Source organism: Streptomyces corynorhini (assembly GCF_003346515.1).
Classification (GTDB): Bacteria; Actinomycetota; Actinomycetes; order Streptomycetales; family Streptomycetaceae; genus Streptomyces; species Streptomyces corynorhini.
This window is the reverse complement of record NZ_QQNA01000242.1, coordinates 1-21,509: the sequence shown is the minus strand read 5'-3', so window position 1 is coordinate 21,509 and position 21,509 is coordinate 1. Positions and strand designations below refer to the sequence as shown.

The window sequence follows — 21,509 nt, the reverse complement described above, 5'->3', positions numbered from 1 at the left end:
GTGCTGCCCCCTGCCCCCACGCGCCCACCGGACCGGCGCGGCGACGGGCCGCCGGGATCCCTCCCCGTACCCGCCCGACCGCCCTCCACCCCCACGGAGCACCCACGTCATGTCGCCCCATCCGCACGCCCCGTCCCAGCCCAGCCCGCACACCGGACAGGATCTGGCCGGCCGGCTCGCCCTGGTGACCGGCGCGGGCCGGGGCATCGGGGAGGCGGTGGTCGTGGCGCTGCTGGCGCAGGGAGCCCGGGTGCTCGCCACCGATCGCGACGCCGACGACGTCGCGGCGCTCGCCCGGCGCCACGGCGCAGAAGTGACGGACCGTCAACTCGATGTCACCGACGCCGCCGCGGTCGAGGCACTTGTCGCGGAGGCCGAGGAGACCCTCGGCCCGCTCGACATCGCGGTCAACGTCGCCGGGATCATGCGCAGTTCGCAGGCCGTCGAGCTGACCGACGAGGACTGGGCGACCACCTTCGCCGTCAACACCAACGGCGTGTTCCATGTGGCGCGCTCCACCGTCCGCCGGATGGCCGAGCGGGGCCGCGGCTCCTTCGTGACCGTCGCCTCCAACGCGGCGGGCATCCCGCGCGCGGGCATGGCCGCCTACGCGGCCTCGAAGGCCGCGGCCGTGATGTTCACCAAATGCCTCGGCCTGGAGGTCGCCGCCCGGGGTGTGCGCTGCAACACGGTCTGCCCCGGCTCGACCCTGACCGACATGCAGCGCGCCCTGTGGGCCGGCTCCGGCCCCGAGGCCGAGGAGGCCGCGGCGCGGCGGGTCGTCGAGGGTGACCTCGCGGCCCACCGTACGGGCATCCCGCTCGGCCGGATCGCCGATCCGGCCGACATCGCGGACGCCGTCGCCTTCCTCGTCTCCGACCGCGCCCGCCACATCACCCTGCACGACCTCTACGTCGACGGCGGCGCCACCCTCCGGGCCTGATCCCGGGCCCGCACCGGGCCCGAGGTCCCGTTCCGCGCGGACCCGGACCGCCCGCCACGAATCGCGTGTTTCCCCCCTCCACCCCACACTGGAGACAGCCATGTCCGTCACTGTGCGTGAAGCGATCGTTCCGCCCCACGTCACCCCGGGGGCGGCCACCGCCCTGCTCGGCGCGTACCGTCCCGGCGACGACCGGTTCCTCGCCTCCCCGCACCACACACTGCTGGGGCGGGGTACCGCCGAGGAAGTCCCGCAAGGGACCGGGCCCTTGACCCGGCGGGTACGAGCCGTCCTGGACGCGCGGCGACGGCCGGGCCAACCCGCGCCGATCGTCGTGGGCTCGCTGCCGTTCTCCCCCGACGCCCCGCACACGCTGGCCGTTCCCGAGTCCGTACGGTGGGCGCCGCCGCTGCGCGAGGACCCGTTCGTCGCGCTGCCCGTACCGGAGGCGGACGACTCCGCCTCCTGGCAGGTGTGTGAGGTGCCCTCCGCGGCGCGCTACCGCGAGGCTGTCGCCGCCGCCGTCGGACGGATGCGCGCCGGTGAGTTCGAGAAAGTGGTCCTCGCCCGCACACTCGAACTGACCTCCCCGCGCGAGCCGGACCTGTCGGCCATGCTGCGCAGACTGGCCCGCCGCGATCCCGCCGGATACACCTTCGCCGTGCCCAGTGGTACGGGCCGCACCCTCATAGGTGCCAGCCCCGAGCTGCTCGTCGCCCGGCGGGACGGCCGGCTGACCGCCAACCCGCTCGCCGGATCGACGCCGCGCTCCGACGATCTGGCCGAGGACGTGCGGCGGGCCGCCGCGCTGCTGGAGTCCGCCAAGGACCTGCACGAACACGCCTTCGTCGTGGACGCCGTACGCGAGGCGCTCGCCCCGTACTGCGCAGGACTCGACGTGCCGAAGCGGCCCACCCTGGTGCGGACGGCGGCGATGTGGCACCTGTCGACCACCCTGACCGGTGAGCTGACCGACCCGGACATCTGCGCCCTCGGCCTGGCGTCCGCGCTGCACCCCACTCCCGCCGTGTGCGGCACACCGACCGACGCGGCCCGTGCCGTCATCGCCGAGTCGGAGCCCTTCGACCGGGGACCGTACACGGGAATGGTCGGCTGGCAGGACGCGGACGGCGACGGGGAGTGGGTCGTGACGATCCGCTGCGCCGAGGCCGAGGGCCGCTCCCTGCGGCTGTTCGCCGGGGCCGGTGTGGTCGCCACGTCGTCACCGCGGGCGGAGACGGCCGAGACGGGCGCCAAGTTCCGTACGTTCCTCAACGCCGTGGGAGCCGCACTGTGACCACCGGAACCACCGGCAACACCGAGACCACCGGAACCACCGAGACCACCGGCAACACCGAGGCCACCGAGATCACCGAGATCACCGAGATCACCGAGATCACCGGCAAGGCTGGCCACTCCGGCAACACCGCGGCCACTGACAACACCGCGGCCACCGGCGTCGCCGGGAACACCGCCCGCGCCACCCCCCTGAGCCGCGACGACGCGCCCACCTGGCCGCCCGAGTTCGCCGAGCGCTACCGGGCCGCCGGGTACTGGCGCGGCGAGACGTTCGGCGGAGTGCTGCGCGAGCGCGCCGCCGCCCACCCCGACCGGATCGCCCTCGTCGACCCGGCACCCGAGCGGCGCACCTGGACCTACCGGGAGCTGGACGAGCGGGCCGACCGGCTGGCCGCCGGGTTCGCGGCGCGCGGCATCGGCAAGGGCGACCGGGTCGTCCTGCATCTGCCGAACACCGGCGAGTTCATCGAGACCGCGCTCGCGCTCCTGCGGCTCGGCGCGCTGCCCGTGTACGCGCTCCCCGCGCACCGGGAGACGGAGATCCGCTACTTCTGCTCCTTCACAGAAGCCGTCGCCTACGTGATCCCCGACCGGCACGCGGGCTTCGACCACCGCGCGCTCGCCACCCGCGTCAAGGAGAGCGTCCCGAGCCTGCGGTACGTCTTCGTGACCGGCGACCCGGGCGCACACACGGCCCTGGCCGACGTCGCCTGCGACGGGCCGGTGCCGGACGGCGGACCGGAGCCGCACGACCTCGCGTTCCTCCAGCTGTCGGGTGGCACGACGGGGGTCCCCAAACTCATCCCGCGCACACACGACGACTATCTCTACTCGCTGTGGGGCTCCAACGAGATCTGCGGTGTCGACGCGGACACCCGTTTCCTCGTCGCGCTGCCCGCCGCGCACAACTTCCCGATGAGTTCACCCGGTTGGCTCGGCGTGCTGTACGCGGGCGGCACCTCGGTGCTGTGCCCCGCGCCCGATCCCGCGACGGCCTTCCCGATCGTCGAGCGGGAACGGATCACCATGACGGGGCTGGTGCCGCCGCTCGCCCTGCTGTGGACCGACGCCGCTCCCGGGACGGAGCACGACGTCTCCAGCCTGGAGCGGGTGCTCGTCGGCGGCGCCAAGTACAGCGAGGAGGCGGCGCGACGGCTGGAACCGGCCCTGGGCTGCGCGCTGACGCAGGTCTTCGGAATGGCCGAGGGCCTGGTGAACTACACCCGGCTGGACGACGACCACGACACCGTCGTCACCACCCAGGGGCGGCCGATCTCCCCCGACGACGAGATCCGTGTCGTCGACGACGCGGATGCCGACGTACCGGAGGGCGCGTCCGGGCATCTGCTGACCCGGGGGCCGTACACGATCCGGGGCTACTGGCGCGCTCCCGAACACAACGCGCGCTCCTTCACCGAGGACGGCTTCTACCGCACCGGAGACATCGTGCGCCGTACCGCGACCGGCCATCTCGTGGTCGAGGGACGGGCGAAGGACCAGATCAACCGGGGCGGGGAGAAGATCGCGCCGGAGGAGATCGAGAACATCATCCTCGCTCACCCGTCGGTGCACGACGTGTCCGTCGTGGCGGTGCCTGACCACTATCTCGGCGAGCGGTCCCTCGCCTACGTCGTGCCGCGCGGCGACGCGGAGCCGATGACGGCCGTGGCGGTGAAACGGTTCGTCCGTGAGCGCGGGGTCGCCGCCTACAAGGTCCCCGATCTGGTCGAGTTCGTCGACACCTTCCCCCGGACCGGCGTCGGCAAGGTCAGCAAGAAACACCTGCGGTCCGCCGCGGAACGGGGCCCCGCCGAGCAGACGCCGACGGACGGGATCCTCGCGGACGGGATCCCCACGGACCGGTTTCCAGTGGACCGGATCTCCACCGAGCCCTCCGCTTTCCCTCAGCCGTCCGTCCCCGAACGGTCCCTCCCCGAAGTGTCCTGGTCCGTCCCCGAGCCGTCCGTCCCCGAGCCGTCCCTCCCCGAACGGTCCGTCCCCGAGCCGTCCGCTTCCGAGCGGTCCTGAAAGGCCCTCGTACTCATGGCACTTCCCGCCATCGCGACCTATCCGCTCCCCACCGAGGACGAGTTGCCCGCCAACCGGGTCGACTGGACCGTCGATCCCGCCCATGCCGTACTGCTCGTCCACGACCTCCAGCACCACTTCCTGCGCGCCTTCCCCGCAGGTGAGCAACCGCTGACCGGCATGCTCGCCAACACGGCGCGGCTGCTGGAGGCGAGCCGTCGGCGTGGCGTCCCCGTCGTCTACTCGGCCCAGCGCGGCGGCCAGACAGCCGAGGAGCGCGGGCTCCAGCTCGACTTCTGGGGGCCGGGCGTCGCGGACGACCCCGAGGCCCTCGCCACTCCCGAGGCCATCGCCCCCGAGGCGGGCGACACGGTCCTCACGAAATGGAAGTACAGCGCGTTCGTCCGCACCGAACTCGACGCTCTGATGCGCGAGTCGGGCCGCGACCAGCTGGTGATCGTCGGTGTGTACGCGCACATCGGCGTACTGATCAGCGCATGCGACGCGTGGATGCGGGACATCCGGGCGTTCGTCGTGGCGGACGCCGTGGCCGACTTCTCCCGCGACGACCACGACATGGCCCTGCGCTGGGCCGCCGGCCGCTGTGCGGTCGTGACCACCACCGACACACTTCTCAAGGAGATCTGACCCATGGCCCTCACCCGGGAGCAGATCCGCAGCGATGTCGCCGACTCCCTCGGCGAGAACCCCTCGGACATCCCCTTCGACGAGAACCTCCTGGACCACGGTCTCGACTCGGTCCGCATCATGGCGCTGCTGGAGCGCTGGCGCAGGGACCACGGTGTCGAGGCGGCGTTCGCGGATCTCGCCGAGCAGCCCGCGATCGATGCCTGGGCTCCGCTGCTGGGGGTCTCATGAGTGTGCTGCTGACCGAGAACACCGGAGACGCCGGAGACGCCGGAGGCACGGAAAGCTCCGGAGACCTCGGGGCGGCCGGGAACACCGTGGACACCGGGAACACCGGCCGCGCGGATCGGCGGCCCGGATCCGGATCGGGCTCCGACACCGACACCGTACTGCCGCTGACGGCCGCCCAGTCGGGCATGTGGTTCGCGCAGGCCCTCGATCCGCTCAGCCCCGCGCAGAACACCGCGGAGTGCCTGCGCATCGAAGGGCCGCTCGACCCGGATCTCTTCGCCACCGCCCTGCGGCGCGTCACGGCGGAGACCGACGCGCTGCGGGTACGGGTGGTGGACACCCCCGGAGGACCGCGCCAGCACCTCGCCGCCACCGTGGAGCTTCCCCTCACCGTCCACGATCCGGGCGACGCGGACTACACCGATCACACCGACGTCACCGACGTCACCGACGACACCGACGACACCGACGACCCGGACCACACCGACAACACGGACGGCGCGGACGGCGCGGAGGCGCGGGCCGACGCGTGGATGCGCGCCGATCTCGCCGAGCCGTGCGACCTGGCGAAGGGGCCGCTCTTCCGGCACGCGCTGTTCCGGGTCGGCCAGGACCGGTGGCTCTGGTACCAGCGCATCCACCACCTCGTCATGGACGGCTACGGATACTCGCTCCTCGTCCGGCGCACCGCCGAGATCTACACGGCGCTCGTACGGGGCGAGGAGCCCCCGCCCCGTACCTTCGGTTCGCTGGCCGACCTCGTCGCGCAGGACGACGCCTACCGGTCCTCGGCTGCGTTCGAGGCCGACCGGGCGCACTGGGCGCACTGGGCGGCGGAGTGCGGCGACCGGCCCGAGGCGTCCCGGCTGGCGGGGCGCGGCGCGCTGCCCGCGCGCACGTTCCGCCGCCGCACCGCGTATCCCGAGCCCGGGACGAAGGAGCGGCTGCGCGCGGTCGCCGACCGGACCCGCTCGACCTGGCCCGATGTTCTGATCGCCGCGCAGGCGCTGTACACGGCGCGGGCGACAGACCGGTCCGAGGTGGTGCTCGGACTGCCGCTGATGGGGCGCATGGGCTCGGCCGCGCTGCGGGTGCCGGGCATGGTGATGAACGTCCTGCCGCTGCGGCTGGACCTCTCCCCCGCCGCCACCTTCGACGAGCTGGTGCGACAGGTCGTCCTCCGCGTCCGGGAGCTGCGCCGTCACCAGCGCTACCGCTATGAGGACATCCGCCGGGACCTCGGACTGCTCGGCGAGAGCCGGGGGTTGGTCGGCCCGCTCGTCAATGTCATGCCCTTCGACTACGGGGTGGACTTCGCGGGCGCGCCGGCCAGGGCGCGCAATCTGTCGGCGGGCCCGGTGGAGGATCTGACGGTCAACGTCTACGACCGTGCCGACGGACGCGGGCTCCACGTCGACCACGACGGCAATCCGGCCCTGTACGACGATGCCGAACTCGCCGCGCACCAGGAGCGGTTCCTCCATCTGCTGCACCGGATCGCCGGGTCCGGCGCGGACGCGCCGCTCTCCTCGTACACCATCGCGACTCCGGCCGAACACGAGCTGGTGGTCGACGAGTTCAACCGCACGGGGCGCGCACTGCCCCCGACGACCCTGGTCGGGCCGATCGAGTCGCGGGCCGCGCTGACCCCGGAGGCGACCGCGCTGGTGTACGGGGACACCTCCCTGACCTACGCGGGGCTGAACGAGCGCGCCAACCGGCTGGCCCGCCATCTGCGGACGCTGGGCGCCGGGCCGGGCGCGGTGGTCGCGGTGTCGGTGCCGCGCTCGGTGGAGCTGGTCGTCTCGCTGCTCGCCGTGGTGAAGGCGGGGGCCGCGTATCTTCCGCTCGACCCGGACTATCCGGCCGGGCGGCTCACGTACATGCTCCAGGACGCGGCGCCGGTGTGCGCCGTCGTCGACCGCGCGGGCCGCCTTCCGGCGGACGCCGGGACGCCGCTGGTGGTGCTGGACGGTCTCGACGTCTCCGGCTATCCCCGGATCGACCCGGCCCGGCCGCTCACCCGGGACCACCCCGCGTACCTGATCTACACGTCGGGTTCCACGGGCCGCCCCAAGGGGGTCGTCGTCCCGCACGCGGCGATCGACAACCGGCTGCGCTGGATGCAGGACACCTACCGTCTCACGGCCGGTGACCGGGTGCTCCAGAAGACACCGTCGTCGTTCGACGTGTCGGTGTGGGAGTTCTTCTGGCCGCTGCGCGTGGGCGCGACGCTGGTCGTGGCGGAGCCCGGCGGTCACAAGGATCCCGGCTATCTGGCCCGGCTGATCCACGAACAGGCCGTGACCGTCTGCCACTTCGTCCCGTCGATGCTCCAGGTCTTCCTGTCCGAGGCGGACGCGGGGTCGTGCGGGAGCCTGCGGCTCGTCTTCGCCAGCGGTGAGGCGCTGCCCCGCGAGACGGTGAACGCCTTCGGGTCCGCGCTGCCCGGTGCGCGGCTGCACAACCTGTACGGGCCGACGGAGGCCGCCGTCGATGTCACCTACCACGCCTGCGTGCCCGGCGCCCCGGGGCCGGTGCCGATCGGGGGGCCGGTGTGGAACACCCGGCTGTACGTGCTCGACGCGGCGCTCCAGCCGTGCCCGCCGGGCGTCGCGGGCGAGCTGTATCTCGCCGGGCGGCAGCTCGCCGACGGCTATCTGAACCGGCCGGAGCTGACCGCGTGCCGGTTCGTCGCCGACCCGTTCGGCCCGCCCGGCGGCCGGATGTACCGCACGGGCGACCTGGCCCGCTGGACGGGACGGGGCGAGGTGGAGTACCTCGGACGCACCGACCATCAGGTGAAGTTGCGCGGCCAGCGCATCGAACTCGGCGAGATCGAGACGGCGTTGGCGGCCCTGGACGGAGTCGACGGCGCGTGCGCGGTGGTGCGCGAGGACCGGCCGGGCGAACAGCGGCTGGTCGGCTATGTGACGGGCAGGGCCGATCCGGCCGCGCTGCGGGCCGCGTTGGCGCCCGTACTGCCTGAGCACATGGTGCCCTCGGCCGTCGTCGCGCTGGACGCGTTCCCGCTCGGCCCCAGCGGCAAGCTGGAGCGCCGGGAACTACCGGCCCCCGTCTTCACCGGCGGCGGGGGCGCGCGGCGGCCGTCCGGTCCCCGCGAGGAGGCGCTGACCCGGCTGTTCGCGCAGGTACTGGAGGCGGAGCGGGTCGGCCCCGACGACGCCTTCTTCGACCTGGGCGGCACCTCGCTGCTCGCGGTGCGGCTGGTGGCCCGCGTACGGGAGGAGTTCGGCACCGAGCTGACCATCGGCTCCCTGTTCGAGGCGCCGACCCCGGCGGCGCTCGCCGCGCGCCTCGACAGCACGGGGCCGGCGGCCTCGGACGCCCTCGGCGTCGTGCTGCCGCTGCGTGCCGGGGGCGAGCGCCCTGCGCTGTTCGCGATCCATCCGGCGGGCGGGATCGCCTGGTGCTACGCGGGGCTCGCCGCCCGCCTCGGCCGGGACCAGCCGGTGTACGGCGTCCAGGCGCGCGGGCTGACCGGCGACGAGGCACTGCCGCGCACGCTCCACGAGGAGGCGGCGGACTACGTACGGCAGATCCGCGCGGTCCGGCCGCACGGCCCGTACCGGCTGCTGGGCTGGTCCGTCGGCGGCGTCCTCGCGCACACCGTGGCCGTCCTGCTCCAGGAGGCCGGTGAGAAGGTCGAACTCCTCGCGCTGCTCGACGCGTTCCCCGCCGAGCAGTGGCGGGAGCGTCCGGCGCCCGAGGAGGGGGACGCGCTCACCGCCGTCCTGCGCATGGCGGGCTTCGACCGTACGGACGAGAACACCCCGGACGATGTCGTCGCGACCCTGCGCCGGGCGGGCAGTCCGCTCGCCGGGCTCGGCGACCGCACGCTGGCGCGGATCGTCGACATCGTGCCCAACCACGCCCGCATGATGCGCGAGCACCGGCACCGCCGCTACGAGGGAGACCTGCTCTTCTTCACCGCAGCGGCGCCCCGCGCCGAGGACTGGCTCGACCGGGAGTCCTGGCGCCCCCATGTGAGCGGCCGGATCGTCAACCTCGATCTCGACTGCACGCACCCGCAGTTGCTGCGAGGGCCCCACCTGGACGACATCGCCGCCGTACTGACGGCTCGGACGAGGGAGCTGGACGCGTGACCCGGCAGCCCGGACCCTTCGATCCCGGGCCCGAGGGCCTGGACACCCATCTGGTCCTGGAGAACGACCGGGGCCGGCTGTCCCTCTGGCCGGCCTGGGGCGCCGTCCCGGCGGGCTGGCGGGCGGTCTTCGGACCGGCGCCGCACCCGGCGTGCCTGCGGCGCGTGGCACGGGACGGGAGATCGGCGCCGCGATGACACGGCCACGGGTGTCGGTCGGCCCCGTCCTCGTCGGAGGGAGGGGCGCCGCGTCGCCGCGTTCCGATCGAGGCCGGTCGGTCGGTGCCGGTCCGCGGCGCGACCGAAACCGCGTGGTCCGCTCCCGAAGTCCCGGGCGTACGCGCCGTCCTGGTGCCCTGAGGACGACGAGCGGCCTTCCTCGCCGATCGGCGCTGACGTGTCCCCACGCCGAGGCAGGCGGCGGCCGGGTCCGCCGGGTCAGCCCGACTTCGGCGGCCTCTGCGTGTCGAAGGCGAAGAGCGTGTTCTCGGCCGCGGCCACGACCACCGCACGCCCCGCGACGGTCACGCGGGCGCTCGAACCGTGGTCGCCCGTCAGACCGTCGGCCTGCGGATCCGTGGTCCACAGGGGTTTGCCACCGCTCTCGGACAGCGCGACCACCCGGCCGGTGGCCGAGCTGAAATACAGCGCTCCGGCTCCCGCCACGGGACCCGACGCGCCCTCGACACCCGTCTGCCGGGACCACTTCTCCCGGCCGGTGGCGGGGTCGAACGCCGTGACGAGACCGGTCTGCCTGCTCACGTAGAGGGTGCCGTCCGCCATGCCCGGCGTCCCCGGATACGTCTTGGCCAGCGGGGAGTACGTGACCTTCCGCGAGGCCGGGGAGACCCGCGCCACCCCGTCGTAGCCGGCCGACGCCGTACCCTCCATGCGCACCTGGAGGAGTACGAGACTGCCGTCCGCGACGCCCATCGGCACGGCGGGGCCGTCCACCGCGAGGGGCCTGCCCAGTGCCCCCGAGGCGCGGTCGAGCGTGTACAGCGTGGGGTGGCGCACCTCCAGGGCGTCCACCTCCGCGCGCGTCGCACACATCGCGAGGAGCCGCCCGCCCGCCGCGACCGGAGCGCACTGCCTGCTCTCGGGGAACCGTGTCTTCCAGGACACCGTCCCGCTGTGCGCGTCCCTGGCCTCGAAGCGGGAGTTGGAGGCGTCGACCGTCACCACGGTGGAGCCGACCACGACGGCGTCCTGTGTCCGGCCCGTGACGGCCGTCGACTGGGCGCCGGACTGCACGGACCACAGCTCCCGGCCGCTGTCCGCGTCGACGGCCACGACCTCGCCGGGCGGGTCCTGCGGGGCGTCCTCGGCGGCGAAGCGGTAACCGAGCACCGTGTCGTCGGTGGCGCCGACCAGGTGCATGCCCTGGACGGGGACGCCAGGGCTCTTCGCCGTCCACACGTGCGAGCCGTCCGAGACCTTGATCCGGGTCGCGACCACACCGCCGCCCCCGCAGAACAGCGCGTCGCCGCGCGCGACGCAACGCAGTTCGTCGGGGATGTCGTCGCGACCGCCCCGCACCGTCTCGCGCCACGGCTCGAAGCCGTCGGGGAGCGCGGCCATCGGCGCCGTCACGATGTTGTCCTTGTTGTCCTCGTGGCCGCCGTTCTTCCCCCCGATGACGCCCGTCTCCAGCGCGGTGATTCCCCCGCCGATCGCCGCTACCGCGACCGCGGCCGCGAGCACGGGCCGCCATCGGCGACGCAGTCGGCGGCCCACGGTGGCACCGGCGCTCCCGGTGTCGGGACCGGCCGGGGCCGTGGCGGGGAGCGCGGTCGAGAGCGCGGTCGAGACGGTGGCCGGGGTGGTGGGCGCCGGGGTGGCCGGCGTCGCGAAGTGATGCTGGGTGATCATGTCGCGGGTGCGGCCCGCGACGGGCCCGCGCGCACCGGCCCCGTGCGTGTCGCTCCCGCCGAGGTCGGCCGGCAGGTCCCGCAGCAACACCAGGAGTTCGTCCGCCGAGGGGCGCCCCTCGGGCTCCTTGGCCAGGCACGGCTCGACGACCGCGCGCAGGAGCACCGGCACGGCACTCAGCGACGGCTCCTCGTGCACCACCTGATACGCCGTCATGTACGGGCTGTCCGCGTCGAAGGGCCCGTGGCCCGTCGCCGCGTACACCAGCAGCGTCCCCAGCGAGAAGACATCGGACCGCGGCCCCACACCCCGCGGCGCCCGCAGCTGCTCCGGCGACATGAAGGGCGGTGTACCGATGACCCGCCCCGTCATCGTCAGCGTCTGCTGGTCCACGGCGCGTGAGATACCGAAGTCGATGACGCGCGGCCCCTCCGGCGAGAGCACCACGTTCGAGGGCTTCAGATCACGGTGGACGACCCCCACCCGGTGGATGTCGCGCAGCGCCTCGGCCAGCCCGATGGCGAGCCGCCACAGCTCCTCCCCGTCCAGCGGACCACTCGCCGCGATGCGCTGGGCCAGCGTGTGCCCCTCGATATAGGTCGTCGCCATCCACGGCTGCTCGGCCTCGGGGGCGGCGTCGACCACGGCGGCGGTGAACGCGCCGCTCACCCGCCGCGCCGCCGCCACCTCCTGCCGGAAACGGATACGGAACTCGTCGTCCCCCGCGAACTGCTGGTGGATCAGTTTGATCGCGACAGGCCGCCCCGAGGGGGTACGGCCCAGAAAGACCGTTCCCATGCCCCCCGAGCCGAGCCGAGCCTCAAGCGGATAACCGCCGATCTCAGCTGGATCACCTCCGCGCAGCGACACTCTTCCCGACCTCTCGTCCCCCGTGTACCTCTGCCACCACGGGCCCGCGTATCTGTCCTGCACACAAACTAGCCGCACGGCGTTACGGCAGGGCAAAGCGGGTGGAGGGACGCGGATCGCGCGACCACGTCCCTCCCCCGGGGCCGCGTCCGTCTAACCGAGAAAACTCAGCCGCACCTGACGGTCGGCGTTGTCCACGTTGGTGTCCACCAGGCAGACCGACTGCCAGGTGCCCAGCTCCAGCCGGCCGCCGATGACGGGCAGGGTGGCGTGCGGCGGTACGAGAGCGGGGAGGACGTGGTCCCTGCCGTGGCCGGGGCTGCCGTGGCGGTGGCGCCAGCGGTGGTCGGCGGGGAGGAGGTCACGGAGGGCGGCGAGGAGGTCGTCGTCGCTGCCCGCGCCGGTTTCGAGGACGGCGATTCCGGCGGTGGCGTGCGGGACGAAGACGTTGAGGAGGCCGTCGCGCCCCTGTGCGGACCGCCTGAGGAAGGTCTCGCACTCATGGGTCAGATCGGTCACGGACTCGTCGCTACCGGTGGTGATGTGCAGGACCGTGGTGGTGAACGCGTCGGGCATACGGTCATTCTCCCGTACCGCCGTCCGCCCGCCGCCGGGACATGCGTCGGCCTGACGGGAAGGTTCCCGCACCCCGAACGGTTAGTAGAAACGTGAACGACTTTGGGGTACGGGAGATCGATGTCGTGGTCGTCGGCGCCGGACAGGCCGGGCTCTCCGCCGCCCACCACCTGCGGCGCTCGGGGCTGGCACCTGACCGGGAGTTCGTCGTGCTCGACCACGCGCCACGGCCCGGCGGCGCCTGGCAGTTCCGCTGGCCGTCGCTGACGTACGGCAAGGTCCACGGCATGTACGCGCTGCCCGGCATGGAGCTGATCACGGCAGAGGCCGACGACGACCGGCCGTCCGCCGAGGTGATCGGGGCGTACTTCACCGCGTACGAAGACCGTTTCGACCTGCGGGTCCACCGGCCGGTGCGGGTCTCGGCGGTGCGGGAGGGCGTGGGGGGCCGACTGCGGGTGGAGACGTCCGAGGGGACGTGGTCGACGCGGGCGCTGATCAACGCCACGGGGACCTGGGACCGGCCGTTCGTGCCGCGTTATCCGGGACAGGAGAGCTTCCGGGGACGCCAGTTGCACACGGCGGACTACCCGGGGCCCGCGCGGTTCGCCGGGCTGCGCGTGGTCGTGGTGGGCGGCGGGGCCTCCGGTACCCAGCATCTGATGGAGATCGCGCGGGTGGCGGCCGGCACCACCTGGGTGACGCGTCGGCCGCCCGTCTTCCGCGAGGGCCCCTTCGACGAGGAGTCGGGGCGGGCGGCCGTCGCCCTGGTCGAGGAGCGGGTGCGCCGGGGGCTGCCCCCGCGGAGCGTGGTGTCCGTCACCGGGCTGCCCGTCACCGAGGCCGTCGCGCGGGCGCGCGAGGAGGGGGTGCTCGACCGGCTGCCGATGTTCGACCGGATCACCCCGGAGGGCGTCGCCTGGGCCGACGGCCGGACGGTGGCCGCCGATGTGATCCTCTGGGCGACCGGGTTCCGCGCGGCCATAGGCCATCTGGCGCCGCTGGGGCTGCGGGAGCGGGGCGGCGGCATCCGGGTCGACGGGACGCGTGCGGTACGGGACGACCGGGTCCACCTCGTCGGCTACGGGCCGTCGGCCTCCACGATCGGCGCGAACCGGGCGGGCCGGGCGGCGGTCCGGGAGATCGGAGCGCTCCTGGCACGTACGGCGCCGACGGCCCAGGACAGCGCAGCGGCCACAGCGGCCACAGCAGCAACAGCAGCAACAGCAGCAACAGCAGCAACAGCAGCAACAGCAGCAACAGTCTGACGGAATCCGCCGGTCGGCACCGGCCGCGCGGTCACCGCGCCGCGCTCGCCCCGGCCCTGTTCCGGTTGAACTCCTCGACGTTCCTGCGGTGTTCCGCGTACCGGTGGGTGAAGCGGGTGTCCCCCGGCTTCACGGTGACGAAGTACAGCCAGTCCCCGGCGGGCGGATCGGCCACCGCGCGCATCGCCTCCTCCCCCGGATTGCCGATCGGGGCGGGCGGCAGCCCCTTGTGCCGGTACGTGTTGAACGGGCTGTCGGTCTTCGTGTCGCGGTGGCTGGTGTCCAGGGTGGAGCGGTCCAGCGCGTAGTTGAGCGTCGAGTCCATCTGCAGCGGCATGCCCAGCGCGAGCCGGTTGTGGACGACGCGGGCCACCTTGCCCATGTCGGCCGGTGTATCGGCCTCGGCCTGCACGATGCTGGCCAGGACGACCTTGCGGTAGGTCGCCGCGTCGGCCAGGTCCCGGGACGGGCGGGACCCGGCGGCGCCCCGCCCGGAGCCGAACCGGTCGTGTGCCGTGGAGACCATGTAGCGCAGCAGACCGGCCGGGGTCGTGGCCGCCTCGACCGGGTACGTCGCCGGGAACAGATAGCCCTCGGGATTGCCCCGGGCGGCCTTCGGCAGCGGCAGCTCCGCCGTCAGCGCCGCCTTCGCCGCGGTGCCCCCGGGCAGCCGCAGGGCCTCGTCCACGGCGGCGTAGACCTGAGCGGCGCGGCGGCCCTCCGGGACGACGAGTGCCGTCCGCCGCGCCTCGTCGTCCCCGCCGGTCAGCGTGAGTACGGGCACCAGCACCGCGGCCACCGCGACGAGCACCGCGCTCGCGCTCAGGGCGATCCGGCCACGACGGGTCAGACGGGGTCTGCTCATGCGCGCACGCTAACCCGGCGTGATCACCGATCCGGGCAGTTGGGGCGCGGCGACACGGAGGGGCACACGGACGGCACGCCACCCGGGGTAGGAACATACGAACGCGGGATCGGATGTTCGCCGGAACGTGTGATCGTACGAGAATCCCCTGTTTCGGCGCGCTCCGTGGCGAGATGCTTACGGTGCGCGAACGACGGGCTGCAGACCGCCACCGCGCTGTCCTCACGACGCATCACGCACCACACGCACAAGGAGAAAGTCTCGATGAACGTCCTCACCAACCTGCTCGCCGGCATCGTCCACTTCGTGGGTTGGCTCGTCTGACGCACTCCCGCCCGACACGGTGCCGTCACTCCCCGTCCCAGGGAGTGGCGGCACCGCCGCGTTCACAGCGCGGCCGGCGCCAGCTCCCCGGCGGCGGGCGCGGCGGTGTCATGGGCGGCCCGGCTGTCCCTGCGGACCAGGGCGGCGTAGCGGCCGTCCTGCCGCAGCAGCTCGTCGTGCGTGCCCCGCTCCTCGACGACGCCGCCGTCGAGGACCACGATCTGGTCGGCGTCCCTGATGGTCGAGAGCCGGTGGGCGATGGTGATCGTGGTGCGCCCCTCGGAGAGCGCGTCGATGGCCTGCTGCACGGCGTGTTCGGTGCGGGTGTCCAGCGCGCTGGTCGCCTCGTCGAGGATCAGTACGGGCGGATCGCGCAGGATCGTGCGGGCGATCGCGAGGCGCTGCTTCTCGCCGCCGGAGAAGCGGTAGCCGCGCTCGCCGACCAGGGTGTCGTAGCCGTCGGGGAGCGAGGCGATGTGGTCGTGGATCTGGGCGGCCCCGGCGGCCGCCTCCAACTCCTCCTGGGTGGCGTCCGGCTTGGCGAAGCGCAGGTTCTCCGCGACCGAGGCGTGGAAGAGGTAGGTCTCCTGGGAGACGACGCCGACCGCGCGGGCCAGCGTGTCGAAGTCCAGGTCGCGTACGTCGACACCGTCGAGGAGGACCCGGCCGCCCGTCACGTCGTACAGCCGGGGGACGAGATAGCTGAGCGTGGACTTGCCGGAGCCGGTGGGCCCGACGACGGCCAGCGCGGTGCCCGCGGGGACCGTCAGGTCGACGCCGCTGAGCGTCCGGGCCGCGGCTCTCCCGTTCCCCTCCGTCGCGTCGGCCCGCTCCTCTTCGCGCTTCTCCTCGTCGCGCTTCTCCTCGTCGCGCTTCTCCTCGTCGCGCTTCTCCTCGTAACTGAAGTCGACGGCGTCGAAGCGCACTTCGCCGCGGATCTTGTCGAGCCTGACCGGCCGCTCGGCCTCGGTGATGTCGACGGGCAGGTCCAGGTACTCGAAGATCCGCTGGAAGAGGGCGAGCGAGGTCTGCATGTCCACTCCCGTGGAGAGCAGACTCACGGCGGGCCGGAACAGACCCTGCTGGAGCGAGACGAAGGCGACGAGCGTACCGAGGGAGACGGCCGTACCGCCGCCGCCCAGCGCGATGCCCGCGGCCCAGTAGATGACGGCGGGCATGGCGGCCATGACGATGGTGATGCTCGACATGCGCCAGCGGCCCGCCATGCTGGAGCGCACCTCCAGCCCGACCAGCCGGTCGGACTCGTCGGCGAAGGACTTGGTGAGGGAGTCCGACCGGCCCATGGTGCGGCCGAGGAGGATGCCGCTCACCGAGAGGGACTCGGTGACGGTGGCGGACATCGTGGCCAGCTGCCGCTGGCGGTCGGTGGTGATCCGCTTGCGTTCGCGGCCGACCCTGCGGCTGATCAGGACGAAGACCGGCAGCAGGATCATCGAGACGACCGTGAGCCGCCAGTCCAGCGCGATCATCGCGACGACCGAGGCGATCACGGCCGTGAGGTTGGAGACCAGGGAGGTCGCGGTCGAGGTGACGGTCGCCTGCATACCGCCGATGTCGTTGGCGATACGGGACTGCACCTCGCCGGTCCGCGTCCTGGTGAAGAAGGCGAGCGGCATCTGTTGGAGGCGGTCGTAGACGCCGGTGCGCAGATCGTGCATGACGCGCTGGCCGACCGTCGTGGAGATCAGGGTCTGCAGGACGCCGAAGACGCTGTTGACGACCGCGGTGAGGATCATGCCGAGCGCGAGCAGGGTGAGCAGGCCGGTACGGCCCTGTGGGATCGCGGTGTCGAGGATCTCGCGCAGCAGGAAGGGCGAGGCGACCGTCACCAGCGAGGAGGCGCCGACGAGCAGCCCGACGAGGGCGAGCCGGCCGCGGTAGGGGCGGAAGAGTCCGAAGATGCGCCGCAGCTGGGCGGGCGGCTCCGGCTGCCCCGGCGCGACGCGGCGGGGCGAGGGTGTCCAGGTGGGTGATTCGGGTTTCATGGGCTCCTTCGGGAAACGTGCAGGGTCGGCCGCGGCGCGGGGACCGTCGTACGGACGGGGTCGCCGTACGGACGGGGTCGCCGTACGGACGGGACCCCCTGGCGGGCCGGACGGAGCAGAGCCTAGCTCATTGTTACCTATGCTCATAATGAGTGTGGTCCTGATATTATTCCGTCATGAGTACCCCCGACGCCGACGGCGTGCTGGCCGAACAGCTCCTGCGGCTGACCCGCCGGCTCCAGCGCATCCAGAAGCACCAGCTGGAGCCGATCGGCATCACCCCGGCCCAGGCCCGGCTGCTGCGCACCCTCGCCCTGTACGAGGACCCGCCCCGGATGGCCGATCTCGCGCGACGGCTCGAAGTCGTGCCCCGCGCCGTGACGACCCTGGTCGACGGCCTGGAGACCGGCGGCTGGGCCAGCCGCGTCCCCGACCCGACCAACCGCAGGGTGGTGCGCGTCGAGGTGACCGACGCCGGAAGGGCCGCCCTGCGGTCGCTGCGCGCCGCCCGCAGGTCGGCCGCGGAGGACGTCCTCGCCCCGCTGACGCCCGCGCAGCGCGAGGTGCTCGGCGGGCTGCTCACGACCCTGGTGTCCGGCGGCCCCGAGCCCCGCTGCTGACAACTGGTGGGCCGCGACCCGCCAGTTGGGGGCCGCGGCCGGTGGGCCGCACGGCCCGCTCTGGCTCGAAGTGACGCCCGGCGCGGAAAACCCATTGCCCCGGCCCCCCGGTCGGAGCGAACCTTGCACGGTTTGGGCCACTCCACGAGTCATGGGGCGACATGCAGATTCGCGACCTTCCGTACCCCGATCCCGGGATCCCCGACACCCGGTCGGGCCCGCGGTTCCTCCTGTGGCTCGGGCGGGGTCAACTGGGCGGCCAGCTCAAGGCCCTGTGCTGGGGACTGGTGCACTTCGCGGGCCTCGCCGGGCTCCCCGTGGGAGCCGGGCTCGCCATCCAGGCGGTGATCGACCGCTCGGGTCCCCGGCTGGCCGTCGCCGGCGGGCTGATCGCGCTGACCGGCGCCGCCATCACCGTCGGTGACACGATGCTGCACCGCGCGGCCATCACCAACTGGATCACCGCCGCCGCCCGGGTCCAGCAGCTGCTGGCCCGCAAGACCGCCGAACTCGGCTCCGCGCTGACCCGGCGGGTCGCGGCCGGTGAGGTCGTCGCCGTCTCCACCGGGGACGTCGAGAAGATCGGCTGGTTCGTGGAGGCGCTCTCGCGCTTCCTGGCCGCCGTCATCGCGATCGCCTTCACCTGCGTCGGCCTGGTGATCTACCTGCCGGAGCTGGGGCTCCTGATCGCCTGCGGCATTCCGGTGCTGGCCCTCTCCGTACTGCCGCTGCTCCCCCGCGCCACCCAGCGGGCCGACATCCAGCGCGAGAAGGCGGGCAAGGCCACCGAGCTGGCCTCGGACACCGTGGCAGGACTGCGGGTGCTGCGCGGCATCGGCGGCGAGGAGCTGTTCCTGCGCCGCTACCGCCGGGCCTCGCAGGAGGTGCGCGAGGCCGCCGTGCGCAGCGCGCGGATGTGGGCCCTGATCTCGGCCGTGCAGGTGGCGCTGCCGGGAGCCCTGATGATCTCGGTCGTCTGGTACGGAGCCCATCTCGCGCTGGACGGCCGGATCGGCGTCGGGGCGCTGGTGACCGTGTACAGCGCGGTGACACTGCTGCTCTTCCCGCTCCGGAACTTCGAGGAGATCGCCATGGCGTACTCCTTCTCCCGGCCCTCGGCGAAGCGCGCGGCCCGGGTGCTGGCGCTGCGGCGTACGGCGTACGACGACGAGCGAGGCGGCCTCGACGACGCGCGGCCGACCGGCGAGATGTACGACCCGGCCAGCGGACTGCGGGTGATCGCCGGGCAGTTGACCGCCGTGGTGTGCGGCGACCCGGACGCGGCGGGGCGGCTGGCCGAGCGGCTCGGCGGGCACGCGACCGAGGCGGAACCCGGCCCGTCGGTACGGCTCGGCGGGGTGCCGCTGGACGAGCTGCCGCTGGACGCGGCGCGGGCCAGTGTGCTCGTCCAGGACAAGGACCCGATGCTGCTCTCCGGGACGCTGGCCGAGCTGCTGGATGTGCCGTCCTCCGGCGCGGTCGACGCCGACAAGGCGCTGACGGCGGCGCAGTGCGGCGATGTCCTCGACGCGCTGGTCCAGGCGTCGGTGGACGGCAGCGGGGACGCGATGCGCTCCCGGATCACCGAGCGCGGCCGGTCGCTGTCCGGCGGGCAGCGCCAGCGTCTCGCGCTGGCCCGTTCGCTGGTCACCGACCCCGAGGTGCTGGTGCTCGACGAGCCGACCTCCGCCGTGGACTCGCACACCGAGGCCCGGATCGCGCGGGGCGTGAAGGAGCTGCGCACCGGCCGTACGACGGTCGTGCTGGCCTCCTCGCCGCTGCTGCTGGACCACGCCGACAGCGTCGCCTTCGTCCATGGCGGCAAGGTCGCCGCGGTCGGGACACACCGTGAGCTGATGGCGGGCGACCCCGCCTACCGGGAGGTCGTCACGCGCGAGACGGACGACGAGCGTCCCGGAGGAGTGGAAGCGCGGCCCGCCGACGAGAGACAGATCATCACGCCGACTCCGGCGCGGACACGGGAAGAGATCGAGGAAACAGCATGATCGGCGTGGCGCCTCCGTCCTACGACCCCGCGACCCCCGAGTCGGCGACGACCCTGCCCGTCGGTACGCCCGCGACCGTACGGGCCTACATCGGCGAGCTGCTGAAGCGGCATCGCGGGGCCTTCATCGTGCTGGTCGTCGTCAACGCGGTCTCGGTGATCGCCTCGATGGTCGGCCCCTATCTGCTCGGCGGCATCGTCGAGGACCTCTCCAGCGGCGCGCGCGAGCTGCACATGGAGCGCGTCGCGGCGGTCTTCGCGGTCGCGCTGGTGATCCAGACGCTCTTCACCCGGACGGTGCGGCTGCGCGGCGCGATGCTGGGCGAGGAGATGCTCGCGGATCTGCGCGAGGACTTCCTCGTCAGGTCCGTGGGGCTGCCGCCCGGGGTGCTGGAGCGGGCGGGCACCGGCGATCTGCTCTCCCGGATCACCACGGACATCGACCGGCTGGCGAACGCGATGCGGGAGGCCGTGCCACAGCTCGCCATCGGCATCGTCTGGGCGGTGCTGCTGCTCGGGGCCCTGACGGTCACGGCGCCGCCGCTGGCCCTCGCGGTGCTGGTGGCGCTGCCGCTGCTGGTCGCCGGGTGCCGCTGGTACTTCCGGCGGGCGCCCTCGGCGTACCGCTCGGAGGCGGCCGGGTACGCGGCGGTCGCGGCGATGCTCGCCGAGACCGTCGACGCGGGCAGGACCGTGGAGGCGCACCGCCTCGGCGGGCGGCGTGTGGCGCTGTCCGAGCGGCGCGTCAAGGAGTGGACGGCCTGGGAGCGGTACACGCTCTCGCTGCGGTCGGTGCTGTTCCCGGTCATCAACCTCACCCATGTGACGATCTTCCTCGCCGTGCTGGTGATGGGCGGCTTCTTCGTCCTCCAGGGCTGGATCACCGTCGGCCAGCTGACGACGGGCGCGCTGTTCGCGCAGATGCTGGTGGACCCGGTGGGGCTGATCCTGCGCTGGTACGACGAACTCCAGGTGGCCCAGGTGTCGATCGCGCGTCTGGTGGGCGTCCGCGACATCGAGCCCGCCGCGGGCGACCCCTCGGTCGTACCCCGGGGGCGGGACGTCAGCGCGGACCGGGTGAACTTCGGCTATCGGGAGGGTGTCGACGTACTGCACGGGGTGACGCTGGACGTCAGCCCCGGCACCAGGCTGGCGCTGGTCGGTCCTTCGGGCGCGGGCAAGTCGACGCTGGGGCGGCTGCTCGCCGGTATCTACGGCCCGCGCGAGGGCCGGGTCTCCCTGGGCGGCGCCGAGCTGTCCCGGATGCCGGCGGAGCGGGTACGGGAACACGTCGCGCTGGTCAACCAGGAACACCACGTGTTCGTCGGCTCGTTGCGCGACAATCTGCGACTGGCCCGCGCGGGAGCGACGGACGCCGAGCTGTGGGCGGCTCTGGAAGCGGTCGACGCGGACGGCTGGGCGCGGGCGCTGGACGGCGGCATGGACACCGAGGTCGGCTCCGGCGGCACGGCTCTGACCCCGGCCCAGGCACAGCAGATCGCCCTGGCCCGGCTGGTGCTGGCGGACCCGCACACGCTGGTGCTGGACGAGGCGACGTCGCTGCTCGACCCGAGGGCGGCCCGGCACCTGGAGCGCTCACTGGCCCGGGTGCTGGACGGCCGTACGGTCGTGGCGATCGCCCACCGGCTGCACACGGCGCACGACGCGGATGTGATCGCGGTGGTCGAGGACGGCCGGATCAGCGAGCTGGGCAGCCACGACGAACTGGTGGCGGCGGACGGCGCCTACGCGGCGCTGTGGCGCTCCTGGCACGGCTGACGGGCGCCGCTCCTCGGAGGAGGCGAGGCGGCGCCCGTCAGCCGTGCCA

At 73.2% G+C, this 21,509-nt stretch carries 16 protein-coding genes; 12 read left to right on the top strand and 4 right to left on the bottom strand.

Going from position 1 to position 21,509, the window contains the following annotated elements:
• Positions 1–109: 109 nt before the first annotated feature.
• The 7 genes from DVH02_RS26465 (at position 110) to DVH02_RS26435 (ending at position 9,473) form a co-directional block, all read left to right on the top strand.
• On the top strand, positions 110–943 hold the full coding sequence (locus tag DVH02_RS26465; protein WP_114626371.1) for a 2,3-dihydro-2,3-dihydroxybenzoate dehydrogenase: 834 nt from the start codon (positions 110–112) through the stop codon (positions 941–943).
• A 100-nt stretch (positions 944–1,043) separates the two neighbouring features.
• Positions 1,044–2,240: an isochorismate synthase gene (locus tag DVH02_RS26460; RefSeq protein WP_114626370.1), complete on the top strand. Its 1,197-nt coding sequence runs from the start codon at positions 1,044–1,046 to the stop codon at positions 2,238–2,240.
• Between the two features lie 191 nt (positions 2,241–2,431).
• On the top strand, positions 2,432–4,270 hold the full coding sequence (locus tag DVH02_RS26455; RefSeq protein WP_325051407.1) for a (2,3-dihydroxybenzoyl)adenylate synthase: 1,839 nt from the start codon (positions 2,432–2,434) through the stop codon (positions 4,268–4,270).
• A gap of 15 nt (positions 4,271–4,285) precedes the next feature.
• On the top strand, positions 4,286–4,918 hold the full coding sequence (locus DVH02_RS26450; RefSeq protein ID WP_114626369.1) for an isochorismatase family protein: 633 nt from the start codon (positions 4,286–4,288) through the stop codon (positions 4,916–4,918).
• 3 nt (positions 4,919–4,921) lie between these two features.
• The gene (locus tag DVH02_RS26445) at positions 4,922–5,149 is read left to right on the top strand and encodes a phosphopantetheine-binding protein (RefSeq protein WP_114626368.1); all 228 of its coding nucleotides are present in this window, start codon (positions 4,922–4,924) and stop codon (positions 5,147–5,149) included.
• 185 nt (positions 5,150–5,334) lie between these two features.
• Positions 5,335–9,276: a non-ribosomal peptide synthetase gene (locus DVH02_RS26440; RefSeq protein WP_233518476.1), complete on the top strand. Its 3,942-nt coding sequence runs from the start codon at positions 5,335–5,337 to the stop codon at positions 9,274–9,276.
• A complete protein-coding gene (locus DVH02_RS26435; RefSeq protein ID WP_233518475.1) occupies positions 9,273–9,473 on the top strand; it encodes an MbtH family NRPS accessory protein in 201 nt (66 codons plus the stop codon). The genes DVH02_RS26440 and DVH02_RS26435 overlap by 4 nt, the downstream gene beginning before the upstream one ends.
• Before the next feature lie 240 nt (positions 9,474–9,713).
• Here DVH02_RS26435 and DVH02_RS26430 read toward each other — a convergent pair whose 3' ends face one another.
• Positions 9,714–12,017 carry a protein kinase domain-containing protein gene (locus tag DVH02_RS26430; RefSeq protein WP_114626366.1) on the bottom strand — a complete coding sequence of 768 codons (2,304 nt, stop codon included), beginning with the start codon at positions 12,015–12,017 and terminating at the stop codon, positions 9,714–9,716.
• Between the two features lie 153 nt (positions 12,018–12,170).
• The gene (locus DVH02_RS26425; RefSeq protein WP_114626365.1) at positions 12,171–12,593 is read right to left on the bottom strand and encodes a secondary thiamine-phosphate synthase enzyme YjbQ; all 423 of its coding nucleotides are present in this window, start codon (positions 12,591–12,593) and stop codon (positions 12,171–12,173) included.
• A 92-nt stretch (positions 12,594–12,685) separates the two neighbouring features.
• On the opposite strand from DVH02_RS26425, the gene DVH02_RS26420 reads away from it, so the two are divergent.
• Positions 12,686–13,861 carry an NAD(P)-binding domain-containing protein gene (locus DVH02_RS26420; protein WP_114626364.1) on the top strand — a complete coding sequence of 392 codons (1,176 nt, stop codon included), beginning with the start codon at positions 12,686–12,688 and terminating at the stop codon, positions 13,859–13,861.
• Positions 13,862–13,892: 31 nt separating this feature from the next.
• Here DVH02_RS26420 and mltG read toward each other — a convergent pair whose 3' ends face one another.
• A complete protein-coding gene (mltG, locus tag DVH02_RS26415) occupies positions 13,893–14,726 on the bottom strand; it encodes an endolytic transglycosylase MltG (RefSeq protein ID WP_114626363.1) in 834 nt (277 codons plus the stop codon).
• A gap of 165 nt (positions 14,727–14,891) precedes the next feature.
• Between mltG and DVH02_RS35685 the strand changes: the two genes are divergently transcribed.
• The gene (locus DVH02_RS35685) at positions 14,892–15,050 is read left to right on the top strand and encodes a hypothetical protein (RefSeq protein ID WP_199566420.1); all 159 of its coding nucleotides are present in this window, start codon (positions 14,892–14,894) and stop codon (positions 15,048–15,050) included.
• A 62-nt stretch (positions 15,051–15,112) separates the two neighbouring features.
• Here the strand turns inward: DVH02_RS35685 and DVH02_RS26410 are convergent, their stop codons facing one another.
• Entirely contained in the window at positions 15,113–17,056 is a 1,944-nt protein-coding gene (locus DVH02_RS26410) for an ABC transporter ATP-binding protein (protein ID WP_114626362.1), read from the bottom strand.
• A gap of 176 nt (positions 17,057–17,232) precedes the next feature.
• Between DVH02_RS26410 and DVH02_RS26405 the strand changes: the two genes are divergently transcribed.
• From DVH02_RS26405 to DVH02_RS26395, 3 genes are all read left to right on the top strand, one after another.
• Complete coding sequence (locus DVH02_RS26405) at positions 17,233–17,676, top strand: MarR family winged helix-turn-helix transcriptional regulator (protein ID WP_114626361.1); 444 nt, start codon at positions 17,233–17,235, stop codon at positions 17,674–17,676.
• A 161-nt stretch (positions 17,677–17,837) separates the two neighbouring features.
• Entirely contained in the window at positions 17,838–19,682 is a 1,845-nt protein-coding gene (locus DVH02_RS26400) for an ABC transporter ATP-binding protein (RefSeq protein WP_114626360.1), read from the top strand.
• Positions 19,679–21,460, top strand: a complete 1,782-nt coding sequence (locus DVH02_RS26395; protein ID WP_114626359.1) for an ABC transporter ATP-binding protein — start codon at positions 19,679–19,681, stop codon at positions 21,458–21,460. The genes DVH02_RS26400 and DVH02_RS26395 overlap by 4 nt, the downstream gene beginning before the upstream one ends.
• Positions 21,461–21,509: the final 49 nt, after the last annotated feature.

Coding starts and splice junctions, on each gene's coding strand:
- DVH02_RS26465 (WP_114626371.1), top strand. CDS start 110: ATGTCGCCCCATCCGCACGCCCCGTCCCAGCCCAGCCCGCACACCGGA.
- DVH02_RS26460 (WP_114626370.1), top strand. CDS start 1,044: ATGTCCGTCACTGTGCGTGAAGCGATCGTTCCGCCCCACGTCACCCCG.
- DVH02_RS26450 (WP_114626369.1), top strand. CDS start 4,286: ATGGCACTTCCCGCCATCGCGACCTATCCGCTCCCCACCGAGGACGAG.
- DVH02_RS26445 (WP_114626368.1), top strand. CDS start 4,922: ATGGCCCTCACCCGGGAGCAGATCCGCAGCGATGTCGCCGACTCCCTC.
- DVH02_RS26440 (WP_233518476.1), top strand. CDS start 5,335: ATGTGGTTCGCGCAGGCCCTCGATCCGCTCAGCCCCGCGCAGAACACC.
- DVH02_RS26425 (WP_114626365.1), bottom strand. CDS start 12,593: ATGCCCGACGCGTTCACCACCACGGTCCTGCACATCACCACCGGTAGC.
- mltG (WP_114626363.1), bottom strand. CDS start 14,726: ATGAGCAGACCCCGTCTGACCCGTCGTGGCCGGATCGCCCTGAGCGCG.
- DVH02_RS26410 (WP_114626362.1), bottom strand. CDS start 17,056: ATGAAACCCGAATCACCCACCTGGACACCCTCGCCCCGCCGCGTCGCG.
- DVH02_RS26405 (WP_114626361.1), top strand. CDS start 17,233: ATGAGTACCCCCGACGCCGACGGCGTGCTGGCCGAACAGCTCCTGCGG.
- DVH02_RS26400 (WP_114626360.1), top strand. CDS start 17,838: ATGCAGATTCGCGACCTTCCGTACCCCGATCCCGGGATCCCCGACACC.
- DVH02_RS26395 (WP_114626359.1), top strand. CDS start 19,679: ATGATCGGCGTGGCGCCTCCGTCCTACGACCCCGCGACCCCCGAGTCG.